General features: G+C 56.2%; 18 protein-coding genes. 11 read left to right on the top strand and 7 right to left on the bottom strand.

All coding sequences use genetic code 11. The features are described 5' to 3' along the window. Nucleotides 1-43 precede the first annotated feature (43 nt). On the bottom strand, nt 44-1,255 hold the full coding sequence (ribB, locus tag HG15A2_RS02825; protein WP_145057635.1) for a 3,4-dihydroxy-2-butanone-4-phosphate synthase: 1,212 nt from the start codon (nt 1,253-1,255) through the stop codon (nt 44-46). Between the two features lie 208 nt (nt 1,256-1,463). Here ribB and HG15A2_RS02820 point away from each other — a divergent pair, with 208 nt between their 5' ends. The 9 genes from HG15A2_RS02820 (at nt 1,464) to HG15A2_RS02780 (ending at nt 9,236) form a co-directional block, all read left to right on the top strand. Beyond that, a complete protein-coding gene (locus HG15A2_RS02820; protein ID WP_218932288.1) occupies nt 1,464-2,372 on the top strand; it encodes an alpha/beta hydrolase in 909 nt (302 codons plus the stop codon). Continuing rightward, nucleotides 2,369-3,247, top strand: a complete 879-nt coding sequence (locus HG15A2_RS02815) for a hypothetical protein (RefSeq protein WP_145057631.1) — start codon at nt 2,369-2,371, stop codon at nt 3,245-3,247. The genes HG15A2_RS02820 and HG15A2_RS02815 overlap by 4 nt, the downstream gene beginning before the upstream one ends. Before the next feature lie 174 nt (nt 3,248-3,421). Further along, entirely contained in the window at nt 3,422-3,904 is a 483-nt protein-coding gene (locus tag HG15A2_RS02810; protein WP_145057629.1) for a CBS domain-containing protein, read from the top strand. A 100-nt stretch (nt 3,905-4,004) separates the two neighbouring features. Continuing rightward, nucleotides 4,005-5,864, top strand: coding sequence for a 2-oxoacid:acceptor oxidoreductase subunit alpha (locus HG15A2_RS02805; RefSeq protein ID WP_145057627.1), 1,860 nt, complete (start codon nt 4,005-4,007; stop codon nt 5,862-5,864). A 116-nt stretch (nt 5,865-5,980) separates the two neighbouring features. Then, on the top strand, nt 5,981-7,006 hold the full coding sequence (locus tag HG15A2_RS02800) for a 2-oxoacid:ferredoxin oxidoreductase subunit beta (protein WP_145057625.1): 1,026 nt from the start codon (nt 5,981-5,983) through the stop codon (nt 7,004-7,006). Continuing rightward, nucleotides 7,003-7,521 (top strand): CBS domain-containing protein, encoded by a 519-nt coding sequence (locus HG15A2_RS02795; protein ID WP_145057623.1) that lies wholly within the window; start codon nt 7,003-7,005, stop codon nt 7,519-7,521. The genes HG15A2_RS02800 and HG15A2_RS02795 overlap by 4 nt, the downstream gene beginning before the upstream one ends. Nucleotides 7,522-7,621: 100 nt before the next feature. Continuing rightward, nucleotides 7,622-7,852 carry a hypothetical protein gene (locus tag HG15A2_RS02790; RefSeq protein WP_145057621.1) on the top strand — a complete coding sequence of 77 codons (231 nt, stop codon included), beginning with the start codon at nt 7,622-7,624 and terminating at the stop codon, nt 7,850-7,852. Nucleotides 7,853-8,038: 186 nt separating this feature from the next. After that, nucleotides 8,039-8,545: a hypothetical protein gene (locus HG15A2_RS02785; protein WP_145057619.1), complete on the top strand. Its 507-nt coding sequence runs from the start codon at nt 8,039-8,041 to the stop codon at nt 8,543-8,545. 94 nt (nt 8,546-8,639) lie between these two features. Continuing rightward, on the top strand, nt 8,640-9,236 hold the full coding sequence (locus HG15A2_RS02780; RefSeq protein WP_145057617.1) for a hypothetical protein: 597 nt from the start codon (nt 8,640-8,642) through the stop codon (nt 9,234-9,236). A 37-nt stretch (nt 9,237-9,273) separates the two neighbouring features. On the opposite strand, the gene HG15A2_RS02775 is transcribed toward HG15A2_RS02780, so the two are convergent. Then, nucleotides 9,274-10,152 (bottom strand): glycosyltransferase family 2 protein, encoded by an 879-nt coding sequence (locus HG15A2_RS02775; protein ID WP_218932287.1) that lies wholly within the window; start codon nt 10,150-10,152, stop codon nt 9,274-9,276. 59 nt (nt 10,153-10,211) lie between these two features. Beyond that, entirely contained in the window at nt 10,212-12,056 is a 1,845-nt protein-coding gene (locus tag HG15A2_RS02770) for a hypothetical protein (RefSeq protein WP_145057614.1), read from the bottom strand. A gap of 466 nt (nt 12,057-12,522) precedes the next feature. Here HG15A2_RS02770 and rimI point away from each other — a divergent pair, with 466 nt between their 5' ends. Continuing rightward, nucleotides 12,523-13,083, top strand: coding sequence for a ribosomal protein S18-alanine N-acetyltransferase (rimI, locus tag HG15A2_RS02765; protein ID WP_246117863.1), 561 nt, complete (start codon nt 12,523-12,525; stop codon nt 13,081-13,083). A 35-nt stretch (nt 13,084-13,118) separates the two neighbouring features. Here the strand turns inward: rimI and HG15A2_RS02760 are convergent, their stop codons facing one another. The 4 genes from HG15A2_RS02760 to HG15A2_RS02745 form a co-directional block, all read right to left on the bottom strand. Continuing rightward, nucleotides 13,119-13,298 carry a hypothetical protein gene (locus HG15A2_RS02760; RefSeq protein WP_145057612.1) on the bottom strand — a complete coding sequence of 60 codons (180 nt, stop codon included), beginning with the start codon at nt 13,296-13,298 and terminating at the stop codon, nt 13,119-13,121. Between the two features lie 139 nt (nt 13,299-13,437). Then, nucleotides 13,438-13,893 carry a hypothetical protein gene (locus HG15A2_RS02755; protein WP_145057610.1) on the bottom strand — a complete coding sequence of 152 codons (456 nt, stop codon included), beginning with the start codon at nt 13,891-13,893 and terminating at the stop codon, nt 13,438-13,440. Further along, nucleotides 13,880-14,329 (bottom strand): hypothetical protein, encoded by a 450-nt coding sequence (locus tag HG15A2_RS02750; protein WP_145057608.1) that lies wholly within the window; start codon nt 14,327-14,329, stop codon nt 13,880-13,882. The genes HG15A2_RS02755 and HG15A2_RS02750 overlap by 14 nt, the downstream gene beginning before the upstream one ends. Before the next feature lie 25 nt (nt 14,330-14,354). Next, the gene (locus HG15A2_RS02745) at nt 14,355-15,272 is read right to left on the bottom strand and encodes a cation diffusion facilitator family transporter (RefSeq protein ID WP_145057606.1); all 918 of its coding nucleotides are present in this window, start codon (nt 15,270-15,272) and stop codon (nt 14,355-14,357) included. Between the two features lie 300 nt (nt 15,273-15,572). Between HG15A2_RS02745 and HG15A2_RS02740 the strand changes: the two genes are divergently transcribed. Then, nucleotides 15,573-16,292, top strand: a complete 720-nt coding sequence (locus HG15A2_RS02740) for a flavodoxin family protein (protein ID WP_145057603.1) — start codon at nt 15,573-15,575, stop codon at nt 16,290-16,292. The last annotated feature ends 149 nt before the right edge of the window (nt 16,293-16,441 follow it).

Below are 16,441 nucleotides of genomic sequence, written 5' to 3'. Positions count from 1 at the left end.
TAATCGACGTCGGGACGCCCCGGCTCGCGGAGCGCGGCGCTCGTCAATCCCTTGGTAACTCGTGCCCCATTTTGTCGCGTTTTGCTGCCATGTAGGCCGCGTTGTGCTCGGTGATCGGTGGCACGATCGGCACTTGATCGACCACGTGAAGATCGAATCCACCGTAGATGAAGGCGTCCGTCTTTTTCGGATTGTTTGTGAGGAGTCGAACCTTGTTGAGGCCCAAGTCCTTGAGGAGCTGGATACCGACGCCGTAGTCGCGTGGGTCTGCCTTAAAACCTAGGGCTACGTTTGCCTCGACCGTGTCGAGCCCCTCGTCCTGAAGAGCGTAAGCCTTAATCTTTTCGACCAGTCCGATTCCGCGACCTTCTTGAGGCAAGTACACCAGCACGCCGCATCCTTCGCGACTGATCATATCGAGCGCCATGTGCAATTGGTCACCGCAGTCGCAACGCAACGATTCTAATAAATCGCCCGTGAAGCAAGAACTATGAAGCCTTACCAGCGGAGCGGCTACGCTTGTCGGATCGCCGATCACATAGGCAACCGGTTCTTGGGACTCGTACTTCACGCCGTAGGCAATGATCGTGCCATCGCCGTACTTGGTGGGCAGACGCGCTTCCGCCTGACGATAGACGAGCTTCTCGCGCACGCGGCGATACGCGATGAGTTGCTCGATCGAGATAATTGGCAGATCGAATTCTTGGGCTAGCTCCAACAAACGCGGGCGGCTGGCACGGTCGCCCTGCTCGTCGAGAATTTCACACAACGCACCGGCCGGAGTAAGTCCTGCCATGCGAGCCAAATCAACGGCCGCTTCGGTATGCCCTGCGCGACGAAGCACGCCGCCCTCTTTGGCAACGAGCGGGAAGAGATGTCCCGGCCGATGGAAGTCGCTTGGCACACTCGTGGGGTCACACAGTGCTTGAATTGTCTTGGCTCGTTCGCCCGCAGTGATGCCCGTACGCGAGGTGCAGTGATCGACCGGCACGGTATAATTGGTGCCTAGCGGAGCCGTATTGGCTTCGACCATAGGTGACAGCAGTAGTCGCTTACTCACATCGGGAAGTATCGGCATGCACAGCTGCCCCCGACCGTGAGTGATCATAAAATTCACGCTCTCAGGAGTGACTTTCTCGGCGGCGCAGACGAAATCGCCCTCGTTCTCGCGATCCTCCGCATCGGCCACAATAATCACCCGGCCATCTCGGATAGCCGCAACGGCGACTTCAATCGTTGAAAATTCAATACTCACGGATTCGTCGATCTTTCTACAATGACAATTGATTTCGAGAGCGCCGCCGACTTGCTAGCTGTCAGAGGGCAGCGGAATTTCGGAAACTGGGCATCACTCACCAAGCTAACATTGCCCAGTTGGCCACAAGGCGATTATACCTGTAATGGTTGCCGTGAGCCATGCGGCGACAAAACTGCCAGGAAGCCCCCCTTTAGGAATCGATTCCATGCATCGAGTCATACCGCTCTTCTTCGCACTGCTATTTTTCTTCGTCGCGGATATTTCCGCAGCGATTGATGCAACGGAAGCCACACCGAAGGTTCCTAAACCTGAGATTACCGTCAAATATGGCCAGACGTACGTGGAGCGTGAGTCGGGGCCCCTCAAGGCGGATGTCTATATGCCGGCTACGCCCGGGCCGCACCCAGGGGTGATCGTCGTCCATGGCGGAGCCTGGTACATGGGTACGCGGGCACAGCTAACAGGCATTGCGCAGCGACTAGCACGCGAGGGCTTCACGGCCGTTGCCATTAGTTACCGCTTTGCTCCGAAGCACAAATTCCCCGCACAAATCGAAGATTGCAAGGCGGCTGTCCGTTGGATGCGTGAGCAAGCCGAGACTTGGAAGATCGACCCGAATCGTATCGGCGGCTTCGGCTACTCAGCCGGCGCTCAACTGGTAACGCTGCTAGGAACCAGCGATGCTGCAGACGGGCTTGAAGACCCCGCGGCAGACAACTCCGTGAGCACCCGACTACAGGCCGTGGCCGGTGGTGGCACGCCTTCCGACTTTCGCTTGATTCCACTGGACAACAGCTGGCTTGCCTTTTGGCTTGGCGGTACCCGTCGCGATCAGCCTGAGCAGTACCGCCGCGCTTCGCCCGTGGTTTACGCCAGTGAAGACGATCCGCCGATGTTCCTCTTTCACGGTGAGAACGATCAGCTCGTGCCGCTAGATAGTGCCCAACATCTGGTCGACTCGCTTACGAACGTCGGCGTACCCGCAGAGATCTACGTAGCGCCCAAATTGGGCCACAACGTAACGGTTTTTGATCGGGAATCGCTCAACAAGTCGCTAGCCTTTCTGAAAAAGGAATTGCGCCCCGGCGCGTTGCCTGCACAGGCCACCCCATGAGTAACGACTCGGACAACCAGAGACTTTCGCCATTGCAACGCGAAGAGTACGTCGAGCAGCATCACCTGTTCGCGGTACTTGGCGAACGGATGAAGGAGAATATGCCCGCGCAAGAAGTGCTGGCGGCAGTGCGCGAGGAAGTGCTCGCTACCACGAAGCTACCCATGGCGATCGACTTTCTTCTGAGCGAGTTGAAGCACACGGGGGCATTCGCTGATGGCATGCGCCGGCTGGGCCACTATTTCACTCCGTTTCAGTGCTACGTCATGAGCGAGGCGGAGAACGACAAGCGGCAATTCGATCTACGCGTAGCCCTGGAAGTCCTCGCCAAAGAGGCTGAGTATCGTGCGTCCGAAGCAACTCGGCAGGGGCTGTTTATTTACCAGTTGGAGGTGCTCTGTCGTAATCGCTTGGGCTACGACCAAGGGCTCGATGCGATCGCCGCCGACCCGAGTTACACCTCCGAGTGGGCGGAGTGGATTTTCACGGTGCGACGGCAGATTGGTTTGGTCGATCTGGCAGACCTGCTCTACGTTCGTAGCGAATTTGCGCTGGAGCGGAACCAGCATCTCCAGCAGAGCGGAAGCCCTGTGCCTATTTTGTTTGGCATCCAGGAAGGGCGTATTGCCTGGGCCAACCGGCGGAAAGACCCGCTGCTGCTCTTTGCCGCAATGCATCGGCACTTAGGCTACCCGGCAGTGCCGCGGCCGGCCAATGCCGACCCTGAGGAGCGTCTACTACCCACGCTCGCCCGACGTGTGGAGCAGATGAATGCGAGGATTCAACTGCTGGAAGAAGAGCAGCGTGGCGGCATCGACCTCGAACGCTTCTACGTGAAGCCTCCCGCAGAGGACGCCGCGGGAGATTCAACGTAGCAAGGCGGAAACCCTGATTGCGCAAACTCGACACGAAACGGGAGTTTTTCCTGTTTTACCAGCTACTACTACGTGGTAAATTCGTAGGTTGTCCAGAATAGAGACACGCCTCGCCATCCGGATGGCCCGGTTACTGAGGTGTTCTCGACCCCCCGGCAGTGCGATCTACAAGCCGTGAGCTTTCATCTTAGCCTGAGTGCCGATACCGTTACCGCGGCCTACCCCGATGAGCCCTTGCTGGTTTCTCCCGAAGCCACGATTCGCGAGGTCATGCAACTTCTGCGCACGCAGAAGGGGAGCAGCGTACTCGTATGCGACGATGCGGGCATCGTAGGCATCTATACGGAACGCGACGCGCTTGGCTCGATGAACGCAGCCGCGGGTGGCCAGGCGGACGAAATGCTCGACCGCAAAGTCACCGAGGTCATGACAGCCAAGCCAGTTTCCGTGAACACCACCACAACGGTTGGCGATGCGATCAAGACGATGTCCGACGGTGGCTATCGCAACTTGCCCATGATTGACGAAAAGAATCAACCGCAAGGTGTGATCGCCGTGCGTGGCATCGTGCACTACTTGGTGGACCACTTTCCCTCGACAATCTACAATCTCCCACCCGATCCGCGCAACGCAACTTCGGAACGGGAAGGCGCGTAAGCTACAGCGAGAAACTTCCTGGACCTCTATTTCCCTGAGCAGGGGAACGGTCGGGCTCGCTTGAGAAAAACTGAAAACTGAACTCTGAAGACTCTCCGAAATGTCTACCGCAGCACCTGAAAAGCAAATCTCTAATGTTGAAGAAGCGACCGTTCGCTTCTGTGGCGACTCTGGCGACGGCATGCAATTGGCCGGAACTCAGTTCACCACCACTTCCGCACTGGCCGGTAACGACGTGGCGACCTTTCCCGACTTTCCGGCCGAAATTCGCGCTCCTCGCGGTACCAAAGCCGGCGTTTCTGGTTTTCAGATCCACTTCTCCAGCAACGAAATCTACACCCCGGGCGATACGGTTGATGCCCTGGTTGCCATGAACCCCGCGGCTTTAGCGACCAACGTGGCCGATCTGCGTGACAATGGCATCCTGTTGGTCAACAATGATGCCTTCGACAAAAAGGGCTTGGAGCAAGCCGGTTACGACACCAACCCACTCGAAGATGGCAGTCTCGACAAGTACAAACTGCATTCGGTCGAGATGACCAAGCTCGTGCGATTGGCCGTCGAGGGTTTGGGCCTGAGTCAAAAGGAAGCGGACCGCTGCCGTAACTTCTTCGCAATGGGATTGGTATTCTGGCTTTACGATCGCTCGCTTGATCCCACACTACGCTTCATCGAGAACAAGTTTGGCAAGAAGCCAGAAGTCGCCCAGGCGAATACCAAGGCGCTTAAAGCCGGTTTCCACTACGGTGAGACCGTCGAAGCGATCAACACACAGTACCATGTCGATCCGGCCGAACTCCCGGCCGGCACGTATCGCAATATCATGGGCAACACCGCGCTCGCTTGGGGCCTGCTAGCTGCAGCACAACTTTCGGAGAAGCGTCTGTTCTTGGGCGCTTACCCAATTACCCCGGCAAGCGACATTCTGCACGAACTTTCCAAGCACAAGCACTACGACGTGCTCACCTTCCAGGCAGAAGATGAAATCGCTGCCGTGACTTCCACGATTGGTGCCGCCTTTGCTGGCGCCATGGCCGTCACTGCCAGTAGCGGCCCAGGCATCGCGCTTAAGGGCGAAGCCTTGGGCTTGGCCGTGATTACCGAGTTGCCGATGATCGTGATCAACGTGCAACGCGGCGGACCTTCGACGGGACTACCTACCAAAACAGAGCAGTCTGACCTGTGGCAAGCCATGTACGGCCGCAACGGCGAGTGCCCCATGTGCATCATCTCTGCCAGCGGACCTGCCGATTGTTTTTATGCTGCTCAAGAAGCGTGGCGCATCTCGAGCAAATACATGATGCCCGTATTCCTACTTACAGATGGCTACATCGCAAACGGGTCGGAGCCGTGGCGCATTCCCAAGATGTCTGAACTGCCTAAAATCAAGATCAGCCATCCCGAAGCTCAGGATGACAGCGACGAAAACTTCAAGCAGTTTGACCCCTACACACGCGACGACAATTTGGCTCGCCCTTGGGCCGTGCCTGGCACGCCTGGTCTAGAGCATCGCCTGGGCGGCCTGGAGAAGGCCGACGGTACGGGCAATGTGAGCTACGACCCTGAGAATCACCAGCACATGACCGACGTGCGTCAGCGGAAGGTCGATCTGGTGGCCGACGATATTCCCGAGCAAGAAGTCAATGGCGAGAAAACCGGCGACTTGCTGGTTCTTAGCTGGGGCGGCACCTACGGCAGCTGTACGACAGCCGTGCGAAAGGCACAAGCCGCTGGCAAGAAGGTCAGCCACTGCCACTTGCGTTATATCAATCCGTTTCCCAAGGAACTGGAAGCAATTCTCAACGGATTCAAACAGGTATTGATCCCCGAACTCAACATGGGCCAGCTCCGCAGCATCATCCGCGATCGCTTCCTGGTTGATGCACAAGGGCTTAATAAGGTGCAAGGCAAACCGTTCAGCGTTGCGGAGATCAGCGCGAAGATTGATGAGATGGTTTAGAAGAAGGACTAAGAGCCCAAGAGGGCATATCATTTCAAGCGAGCAACAGCGACCGAGTAATGACAAACGTGTCACTGAAACAGCTAACTACTACCTACCAATAGCTACCACAGACAATGAGCATTGAAACTCCCCTACCCGTCCTCAAGCCAGCTGACTTTGCCAGCGATCAGGATGTCCGTTGGTGCCCCGGTTGCGGCGACTACTCGATCCTCGCGCAGATGAAAAAGGTCTTACCGACCTTGGGTCTGCCTCGCGAGAAAATCGTATTCATCAGCGGTATCGGTTGCTCCAGCCGCTTCCCGTATTACATGAACACGTACGGCATGCACTCCATCCACGGACGCGCACCTGCCGTAGCCACGGGATTGAAGTCCACGCGTCCCGACCTGCAAGTTTGGGTTGTCACCGGCGACGGCGACGGCCTTTCCATTGGCGGCAACCACTTGATGCATTGCATCCGCCGCAATATGGATCTCAACATCATTCTGTTCAACAATCGCATCTATGGCTTGACCAAAGGGCAGTACTCCCCCACCTCGCCGTTGGGGAAGAAAACCAAAAGCACCCCGATGGGTGCTATCGACAATCCATTGCACCCGCTGTCGATCGCTATCGGCGCGGAAGCGACGTTTGTAGCTCGTTCGATTGACACGAATATCAAGCACCTTAGCGAGATGCTCAAGCGCGCTGCCGAGCATCGGGGCACAGCATTCCTTGAGGTGTACCAAAACTGCAACGTATTCAACGATGGTGCGTGGGAGTACGCCACGAATCGACAAACGAAGCTGGAGACTACGCTCGAACTGCAACACGGCAAGCCGCTCATTTTCGGCAAGGATCGCGATAAGGGCATTCGCCTCAATGGCCTTGATCCCGAAGTCGTGGAGTTGGGCAAAGGCATCAAGGAAGACGACCTGCTGTTTCACGACGAGAAAAGCCCCGAGCCAAGCCTTGCTTACTTGCTCAGCCGGATGCGTTACGAGGACGGCTTCCCCGAGCCAATCGGTGTGTTCCGTTCTGTAAAAGCCCCGCAATACGACGAGATGATTAACGCTCAGGTGGAAGAGGCACGCAAGCAGCACGGCAAGGGAAATCTGGATGATTTATTTAACGCTGGCGAAACGTGGGACGTGAAATGATCGTTTGCCCTTTCTGTGGAAAAGAAAACACCGAAGGTTCCGACCTGTGCGACGATTGTCAGCAATCGTTGACCGACGTCGGGCTCGCTCAAGAGCTCTCCGAGACCGAACGTGGTCTGGTAAAAGATCGCATCTCGTCACTTAACCCGAACGAGCCGTTAGCAGTCTCCCCATCAGCTACGATTGCCGAAGTACTAAGAACGATGGTCGAGAAGCGCATCGGCTGTGTCATGGTGGTCGAGAACGACCAGCTTGAAGGAATCTTCACCGAACGCGACGCGCTCAATAAGATCAACATCGATGCCGCCGAGCGGGCCGATCGCCCCATCAGCAGCGTCATGACGTCCAAGCCCGTCACGCTGCAAGGCCGCGACAAAATCGCCTTCGCTTTGCATCATATGAACCTGGGTGGCTTCCGCCACATCCCGATACTCGAAGGTGATAAGCTCACTGGCGTGATTTCGATCCGGGACATTTTGGGTTATCTGACGGATCGCTCGAATTCCGAACAGTAGGCCGAAACCAGTGATGCGAATTCCGAAAGGAATTAGTTGTCGATATTCACTGCCGGTGCCTCACTAGTGTCTCGTCCGTTTCTCCGAGTTGCTGCGCACTATGCCTGAAGTGCTGTGCCCTGCGGATGTGCAGCAAGATTCCGCGGGGTTCCAGTATCTGCTGAAAGAGTCGGCGGCGGCGGCTCAAGCGTTGGAAGCAATCCTACGACGGCGAGAAGGAGTCACCCGTGGCCCAGCAATTAGCTTGTTGGATTCTTGTGCTTTACGCATCAACACCAACTGCAAGGCGTGCCCCAAGAAGTATCGCCACGCACCCTTAGGGGAAAAGTAGGCGAGAAAAGTCGAGCTCGCTTGCCAGCGACCAAGAGATATTCGTATGTTTCCATTATTGCTAGTGACAGTGCTAGCACATGTAGCCAACTCCGAAGTTGCACGCAAGCTTGCCTACTGACTTTGCCGATTAAGAAGAAAGTACGGCCTCCTCATGGGTCGGCATCTCTTCTGAAGGAGCTACTCGATGCGTGTTTTGATTTGCAGTGCGGTCCTGTTTTTCAGCTTGTCCCAGGCAGGATCTGCGCAAACCCAGACTCCTTCCGCATTTGGCAGGACCAACGGATATAGCAATCCGGCCATGCGTTATTTTGCAGGTAGTCGCACGCAGACTCCGCCAACGCAGACAGCGCGTCGCCAACCGGCTGCGATTCAAACCGTAGCCACATCGCCGGCGAGACCGCAGCGAAAACCATTCTCGAATGTTACGCAGCAATCGAATATCAGTCCTTACTTGGCGCTGGACTACCAAGAATCGGAATTCGCGATCCCAAATTACTACGCCTACGTGCGTCCTCAACTCCAACAGCGACAACGCCAGCAGCGGCAGACAAGCCAAATTCGCAACCTGCAGAATGAGGTTCGCCAGGTGGCAGCCCCTCCCGGAGCTCCCTCAGCGACTGATGGTGTAGCGAACACCGGGCACGCGACTCAGTTTCTAAACGTCGGCGGCTACTACCCGCCACTTCGCTAATGCGTGCGAGACTTTGGCATTGGCGACCACGACTAGCTAGAATGACAGTCTCGCATCTATATCGCGTACTTGAAATCTGCCATTGAGGATCACGATGTCTCGTTTATTGCAGCCCATTATTTGCCACCTATTCAGTGGGTATTTCCTGCTACTGGTTCCAGGTATTGCCAGCGCCGAAGCGGTGATAGCTGTTCCTAAGACTTCGCCAGCCGAAACAAAGGCTGCTGAGGCGAAGGTTGCTGATCTAGCCATCGATAAGGCCAGCAAGCATCAGGCACGTCTCGCAGAGCTCGAAAAAGCGCTTAGCGGTGCCACGCTCGTAGGTCGATTTACCGACAGCACCCAAGCAGACGCACTGCCCCAGGCTGAGCGTTACGAGCTAGCGGCCGTCAGGCATTTGGGAAACAACCAGTGGCTATTCAAAGCACGAATTCAGTACGGCGAGCACGACGTCACCGTGCCGTTAACGCTACCGATTCTCTGGGCCGGTGATACGCCGGTGATCACCGTCGACAAAGCACCGGTCATCGGGCTGGGGCAGTTCGACGCGCGAGTGATGATCTACCGCGATCACTACGCCGGATACTGGAGCGGCGGCAATCACGGCGGCCACCTCTTCGGCAAAGTCGAACGCCCTACGGCGGTGGAAGAGTCGCCAGTAATTCCGCTTTCTGCGGAGCCGGCCAAGTAGTCACACCTTGCCCTGAGCAGTGAACACAGCCTGCCAGTTATTTTCGATACTTGGCGATGCAGAATAGGGCGCTGAGGGCATCGCCGATGCCGATTTTTTTCCCGGCGTCATAGCCACGACTGTTGTAGCTGATCGGGTGTTCTTCGATCTTGTACCCAAGCTGCGAGAGTTTTGCAGTGATCTCCGGCTCAAAGCCAAACCGCTCTTGCTCAATACTAACTCGCTCTAGCGCCTCACGACGGAAGACCTTATAGCAGGTTTCCATATCGGTGAGCTGCTGCCCGGTGATGTAGTTCGAGGCAGTGGTGAGCGCCCAGTTGCCAAAGCGGTGCAAGCGTGAAGGATCGTTTTCGGCAGCGTTCTCGAGAAATCGCGAACCGTAGACCACATCGGCGCCTGCTTGGACGGCTTCTAGGAGTCGCGGAAGGTCGTTCGGGTTGTACTCGAGGTCCGCGTCTTGAATCATCACCACGTCGCCAGTGACTTGGGCGAATGCCGTTTTTAAGGCAGCGCCTTTTCCGCGGTTGTAGCCGTGCAGGATCACGTGGATGTCCGGCTCGCGCTCCAGTTCGAGCAATATCTTGCGCGTGCCATCCATGCTAAAATCGTCGACGAGGATGATCTCCTTGTGAATGCCCACCGCTTGCACGCGACGAACAATCTCGACAACCGTATTGCGCTCGTTGTAGACCGGAATCACTACCGAGACACTCAAGTCAGTCTTCTTGCGTGCTTCGACGGGTGGAGCGGCGTCCATCTCTCGCACAACTTCTAGTGTTTGCTCGGCAATCTCGAACGTTGCTTCGATACGATCAACGTGCGACTGATCTAGCTTCACACCATCGAGGTAAGGCGCACCGGAAAGTTGGCCGGAGACAGAAGTCGTGTCGGTTGTCTTAGTGTTCGCAGTTTTCATGGCATCGGAATGGGGTAGGGTGTCTTGCTTGAACCGAGAATATTTGGGAAGTCGTAGTGCTAGGCACCGATATCCGACTTTTGGCGATTGCTAACCTGGTCTAGCTGGCTTGCGTCGTCGCGTTGGGCACGAAACGCTTGCACCTGCTTGTACTTGCTGTAGTCGGGGAGTGCGGGCCAGTCGAGAGCCCCCTGGAGTGGCGTGTTGTTTTCGACTCTCATCGCGATCGGAATAAAGTCTTCACTCGCAGGATTGGCAAAGCGAACCGTGCGACCCCAAACTTCGGCAATTTCATCTCGATAGAGCATCGTCCATTCAGGCGAAGGGCGGCTTGCGACTTGTTGCAAGACGTCCGCAGCGTTTGTGTAGGAACGATCGAGCAGCACGATATCAGGCGAGTGGTGATCCAGGATGCGGAACTGGTTCTCGCTGATCGTTGGTGAATTCTTGCTGCGATGGCGGAGCGTTTTCTGCTCCCCAAAGATAAAGTCAAAGTGCATGTCCACGACTTCTTGCGGGTAGCAGGTACGGAATCGACCGTCGAAGGCAACCGTCGAATGGGGCGACAGCGCGGCAATCGCGTACTGGGCCCAGTTGAAGTTCACGACTACCCGGCCCTGCACGCCGTGATCGACCATGTACTGCATTGCGTCCACAGGATACTTGTCGCGAGATACTTGAAAGTTGCTCAGGCGGCCAAACAGTGCGATGCTTTGCAGCGTCATCGCACCGAGAATCAGAATGCTCATCACGCTGCGGACGCGACGCGAGGGTAGCACCACGGCCAGCTTCTTATTGCCTGTGGGTCGCAAGCGGGCGATTGCCGACTGGAAATGTCCGGGCAACCAGAAGCCAGCCAGCAGCGCGAAAAAGGCGATGTGTCGCAAGTGCGAAGCAGCCTGCCATCCTACGAGCGCGAAGACCACGATCTGCGGCCAGTCGCGCGTCCGTTTCGTTCCAACCAAGCAGCTAACGACTACTAGAGCGAGCGTCACGAACGGCCAGAATACAGGATCGCTCATCGAAGGGGCGGCCCACTCTGTGATTTCGGGGCGCGGTTCGCCCAGAGAGTTCAGCAACCACTCGTGCATGCCAAGTCCGTAAGGATTCACAAACGTAGCGGCAATGCAACTGAGGCCGACAAACGCGAGGGTGATTTGTGTTTTCAGCGAGTCTCGTCCTTCACGCAACCAGGCTTCAATCATTCGCCCGGCCAGCAGCGTACCGACGATAGCCAACCCGGCAACAAAAGCGCCGTGGGAATTCACCCACACGGCAAAAATCATCGGTAGCGGTAAGAGCCACTTGAGTCGCATGCGGCTCCCTGAACGGCCTTCGTCGTACCAGAAGGCAAACCCGCGATCCACACAAACCATCGCGATGGTGAATAGAAGAAAGCTAAGGAGCTGAGGTCTCAGTGGGAAAAAGGCTTGCAAGTTTGCCGCGACCAGTAGCAGCAGTGCCCAAGCGGCAATCATCTTCACGCCGTGTAGCCTTGCTACGAGCGCCATCGTCGTGAGAATGCCCAGGCCCAGTAGGCACTTGAGCAGCACCAGCGGGTAGATGCCCAGCTTCTCGTAGCCAAGGGCGAACACTAGCTCAGCGGCATTTTCGTGATTAATCCACGGGTGATCGACCGCCGTATAGGTATGCGTGGCGGTACGGTGCAAGTGCCCGTCCTCTAGCCAATCTTGTCCGTACTGCACGTGCCCCCACAGATCGGGATCCACCAAGTTCAACGATACGGGAATGGCGCAGCTGAGAGCGAGCGTTGCCACGACTCCGATTTTTAGGAGGCGATAGGCACGCTTTGCCTGGGCGGTGTCTACAGGAGCGTCGACCTGATTGGCATCAGCTCGATCCGGGACGGGCTTAGCAGAGACTGCCTGAGCATGCGCTTGCACGGCGGGCCAACACGGGGGGAAAGCGGGATGGGTGGGGAACTGGGGTCTCTTGGTCGTTTGGTGAAGGACCGCACAAGTGTACCCCCCTAGGCCGTTCGTGCTGGCAGAGTCGCCTCAATCATGCGGTATTTCGCAATCGAAAACCTGACTCGAAACCTGATATTCCCATTAGCCATAAAAACCGTTGTAATAGGAGGGTCGTAGAACTACATACGGGACGCTTTGTACTACGGACTCTCCTCCTATGAACTATTCGCATTCCAAGAGTTGGCCCAATTGGCTTCTGAATTACGGTTGGCACATAGGGCGGCATTTGATAACGTCCGCCTCGATCCGAAGAGGCTTGGCTTTGTGCAGGCCCTTCGTTCGATCATTATCGATTCGATTATTACCGGCTCGAGCGTATACCATTTCGAAGCGTTCGTCGTCCCAACAACATTCGGTTACGGCAGGGAAGGATTCCGCCATGGGTGCCTCACCAGATTCCAGCACCAATCAGTCACGCACCAAGCTGCGAGTTGCTCAACCGCAAACGCGCGTCCACATTCGCTGGATGATTCGTCGCGATATGAGCGAAGTACTCGACATCGAGCGCACCGCGTTTGAGTTCCCTTGGTTCGAGGAAGACTTCATCCGTTGTCTGCGCCAGCGCAATTGCATCGGCATGGTGGCCGAGCATGGCGAGCGTGTGGTCGGCTTTATGATTTACGAGCTACACAAAACACGGTTGCACATTCTCAACTTTGCTGTCGCTGAAGGATTTCAGCGCCACGGTGTGGGCAGTCAGATGGTCGACAAGTTGGTCAGCAAACTTTCCAGCCAGCGCCGTACGCGCATATCGCTAGAAGTACGCGAAACAAACCTACCGGCGCAGCTTTTCTTCAAGGAAAGTGGCTTCAAAGCCACAACCGTGCTACGAGCTTACTACGACGACTCGCCCGAAGATGCGTATCTCATGCAATTCCGCTACGAGGCGGCCGAGGTACCCGCGACGATACCATTCGATGGCCGACGCATGGCAGGTTAAAAGCCGCTAAGCGTCGAGTAAAAAACTGCCCTACCCTACGGATTCATCACTTCCGGCTCGGTGACCTTCTTCAGTTTCTCGCCGCAGCATTGTAGGTCCATGCACTCGGCATCGCATTCGCATGGCTTGGTGATTTGCAGCTCGAGATCACATTTTTCGCAACGGTACATGTCGCCCGTTTCGGGCGGCTTGGGCTCGATAATATCTTCTGGCATGGTCGTGTCTCCGTAAGTAAGAGTTGCCTGACCACTGGTCATCATACACTGGAACCTGCTAGCCGGCGAGCTGCGACTTGCGCGAAGAAGCATCGCGGCCAAATATTGGCTAGTCAAACTGCACCCTTCTTGAGAAGCACTAGTTCGACGGGTCTTCATCCCCCTGGTCGCCAACCACGTGACCTTTGCCGCGTAATGCCATCGTCGTTAACCATAGGCAAAAAACCGCTCCCATGCCGAAGATCACTCTGCCAATCGTTGTATTGGTTTCTTCCGAGACAAAAGGCAATTGAAACCCCTCATCATCGAGCCGAGCATCATAACTGCACGCAGCCCATGCCCCTAGGATTGACATACAAAGCGGGACACTTGCGACGACAATGAGCCTGAGCCAGCGCGGCTCGGTCGGTAAAACTAGCGACACACCGGCTGCAGCAAACAAGATGCCGCATACAAAGAGCAACCAAGCCGGGTCCTCTTGAAAGTCTTCCTCTAGCAGCGGAATTGCCCCCACGGCAACGAGCATCATCGCCGAGCCAACCGCCCCAAAGATCAATGCCACCCACCAAGGAGGCCTATTCTCATTCATGCTCATTTTCAGCTTCCTTGACGGGGTTACCACTCATCTTCCCCTTCCCGCAGAGAACGAGGCCTGCGAAGAGAAAGCATAGCAATGCTCCGCCGCCAAACACCCAGCGGGCAATGGTGGCATTGGTCCCTTGGGAAACAAACGGAATCCCCCCGGAGAAGCCTGCAGAGTCGCCAAGCAGGGCAACCGCACCGCCGATCGTTCCGAAGCACGCCAGCATGAAACTGAAGGCGAATCTCGCCGTTCGCTTCCCTCCCGGCAGCAATTCAGCCATTCCGGGAGTCACAAACAGCATTCCGCAAACAAAGACCACCCAACGAGGAACATGGAACTTTTCATCTTCGGAGGGAATGACGTTCGTCGCCACCATCATGATCAGGATGCCTACGGCAAGCATCAGCCAGCTTGCCCACCAGGGCGTTTGTTTTGTGGAATTTCTCATACGGCAATAATAGCACACTACCCACTTACACCCGCTCCGGCGAGGCGTGATCGCACATCGGTCCGTGGCCCCGCTCGATCTGAATCGTGGCATGCTCGATGCCGAAGTGGTCGTGCAACGCAGTCTGAATTTCGCAGAGCAATTCGTCTTCATCGGCTAACTCTGGCTTCACTAGGTGTACTGTCAGCGCCACTTCCGTGGTGCTCATTGCCCAGATGTGCAGATCGTGAACTTCGGTAACGCCAGCCACGTTGGCGAGATAGTCTGTGACCGTATTGGGATCAATCGCGGCAGGAACCGCTTGTGTCGTGAGGTTGATCGACTCCCGCAATAGGCCCCAGGTGCTGGCAAAGATCGCGCCGGCAATCAACAAGCTAACTGCCGGATCGATCCAGGCAAGCTGCGTGAAGTAGATCGCGATGCCGGCGATCACAACGCCAACCGAAACGGCCGCATCGGCGGCCATGTGAAGGTAGGCTCCCTGCAAATTCAAATCGCTCTTGCGCCCACTTACAAAAAGTAGCGCTGTCGCCGTGTTGATCACCACGCCGATTGACGCCACGATGATAATCGGCAGCCCAGCCGTCGGTGCCGGGTCGCCAAAGCGGCCGATCGCTTCCCAGGAGATCGCACCAATCGCCACCAGCAGTAACAGCGCATTCAAGAAAGCTGCCAGAATCGTCGTGCCCCGATAACCGTACGTCCGACGGCTTGTAGGTGGCTTCTGGGCCAACGCGTGCCCGCCCCAGGCCAATAGCAGCCCGAACACGTCGCTCAGGTTATGCCCCGCGTCCGACAGCAGTGCCAGCGAGCCGGCATACAACCCGTAACCAGCTTCTACGAGCACGTAGAGCACATTCAGCGCAACACCCAGCGCGAAAGCTCGCCCGTAGTTGGTAACGCCATGATCGTGTGCGTGGCCGTGTGAATGAGAGTGGGACAAAGCAGTTATATTCGTAGCAATGAGTTCTGAGCCGAGATGTGTTGGCACTCGGGTGGGAGCGTGCACAGGGACAAACCGAGTGCTAACGCATCTCGGCTCAGGGATAATTGTTGAGAGATATTAAGTTGACACACTTCTCTGTCGCCGACCAGTGCTGCAGTCGAGTTTGGTGAGCCGTGCCACAGACGATCCACTGGCTACGACGGTAGGCTGTCGAGTGCTGCAGGTACGCATTATCCTAAGAATACTGACGTGAGACTCCCCACGATTTCCCAGAATCTACCCATCCCAAGGTGCTCTATGACTGATTTCGCTGATCTTCGCGCTCTCTTCGTCAATACATCCCTCAAGCGGAAGGAAACCGCAAGCCACACCCGATTGCTGCTCAATGCATCGGCCGGCATTATGGAGAAGAATGGTGTATCGGTGGAGCACTTGCATTTGGCTGCTCGCGACGTTCCGCCAGGAATCTACCCAGACATGACCGAACATGGCTGGGCTAAAGACGAGTGGCCTTCGCTTTGGGAGAAAGTCACCGCAGCTGATATTCTCATCATCGGGACTCCGCTTTGGCTGGGAGAGGAAAGCTCGATCTGCCGCATTCTCATCGAGCGACTCTACGCGATGTCAGGAGAACTCAACGATCGCGGGCAGTCGATTTACTACGGCAAAGTCGGTGGCTGCGTCATCACCGGAAACGAAGATGGGATCAAGCACACGGCAATGACTATCGCTTTCGCCCTCAACCACTTGGGGTACACCATTCCGCCCCAAGCCGATTGTGGTTGGATTGGCGAGGCGGGCCCCGGACCTTCCTACGGCGATGAGCAGGACGATGGTAGACGTGTCGGCTTCGACAACGATTTCACGCAACGCAACACGACGATCATGTCCTGGAATTGCCTGCACCTCGCACGCATGTTGAAGGACGCTGGCGGCATTCCCAACGATGGAAATGACCGTAATGCCTGGAAGGCTGGCGAGCGATTTGGCTTCGAGAACCCGAGTGTGGAGATTTGATGACTGAAGGAATTTCCTGAGCCAAGGAACCTTCCCGAGCCGAGAGTTTACAAGCTCACGCAAGGGATAAGAAAATACTCGGAAATTCTCTCAGTCTGTAGGGTATGTCGAGTGGAGCGAGGCGTAACACAAACCGAGGGCGTGGTACG

Origin of the sequence: Adhaeretor mobilis, from assembly GCF_007741515.1 — a bacterium.
Classification (GTDB): Bacteria; Planctomycetota; Planctomycetia; order Pirellulales; family Lacipirellulaceae; genus Adhaeretor; species Adhaeretor mobilis.
Note: the sequence above shows the minus strand (reverse complement) of the source record. Positions and strands in the feature narration are given on the sequence as shown.

Excerpts from the sequence above, each read along its gene's own strand:
- HG15A2_RS02820 (WP_218932288.1), top strand. The coding sequence starts at position 1,464 with ATGCATCGAGTCATACCGCTCTTCTTCGCACTGCTATTTTTCTTCGTC.
- HG15A2_RS02815 (WP_145057631.1), top strand. The coding sequence starts at position 2,369 with ATGAGTAACGACTCGGACAACCAGAGACTTTCGCCATTGCAACGCGAA.
- HG15A2_RS02805 (WP_145057627.1), top strand. The coding sequence starts at position 4,005 with ATGTCTACCGCAGCACCTGAAAAGCAAATCTCTAATGTTGAAGAAGCG.
- HG15A2_RS02800 (WP_145057625.1), top strand. The coding sequence starts at position 5,981 with ATGAGCATTGAAACTCCCCTACCCGTCCTCAAGCCAGCTGACTTTGCC.
- HG15A2_RS02795 (WP_145057623.1), top strand. The coding sequence starts at position 7,003 with ATGATCGTTTGCCCTTTCTGTGGAAAAGAAAACACCGAAGGTTCCGAC.
- HG15A2_RS02790 (WP_145057621.1), top strand. The coding sequence starts at position 7,622 with ATGCCTGAAGTGCTGTGCCCTGCGGATGTGCAGCAAGATTCCGCGGGG.
- HG15A2_RS02785 (WP_145057619.1), top strand. The coding sequence starts at position 8,039 with ATGCGTGTTTTGATTTGCAGTGCGGTCCTGTTTTTCAGCTTGTCCCAG.
- HG15A2_RS02780 (WP_145057617.1), top strand. The coding sequence starts at position 8,640 with ATGTCTCGTTTATTGCAGCCCATTATTTGCCACCTATTCAGTGGGTAT.
- HG15A2_RS02775 (WP_218932287.1), bottom strand. The coding sequence starts at position 10,152 with ATGAAAACTGCGAACACTAAGACAACCGACACGACTTCTGTCTCCGGC.
- rimI (WP_246117863.1), top strand. The coding sequence starts at position 12,523 with ATGGGTGCCTCACCAGATTCCAGCACCAATCAGTCACGCACCAAGCTG.
- HG15A2_RS02760 (WP_145057612.1), bottom strand. The coding sequence starts at position 13,298 with ATGCCAGAAGATATTATCGAGCCCAAGCCGCCCGAAACGGGCGACATG.
- HG15A2_RS02755 (WP_145057610.1), bottom strand. The coding sequence starts at position 13,893 with ATGAGCATGAATGAGAATAGGCCTCCTTGGTGGGTGGCATTGATCTTT.
- HG15A2_RS02750 (WP_145057608.1), bottom strand. The coding sequence starts at position 14,329 with ATGAGAAATTCCACAAAACAAACGCCCTGGTGGGCAAGCTGGCTGATG.
- HG15A2_RS02740 (WP_145057603.1), top strand. The coding sequence starts at position 15,573 with ATGACTGATTTCGCTGATCTTCGCGCTCTCTTCGTCAATACATCCCTC.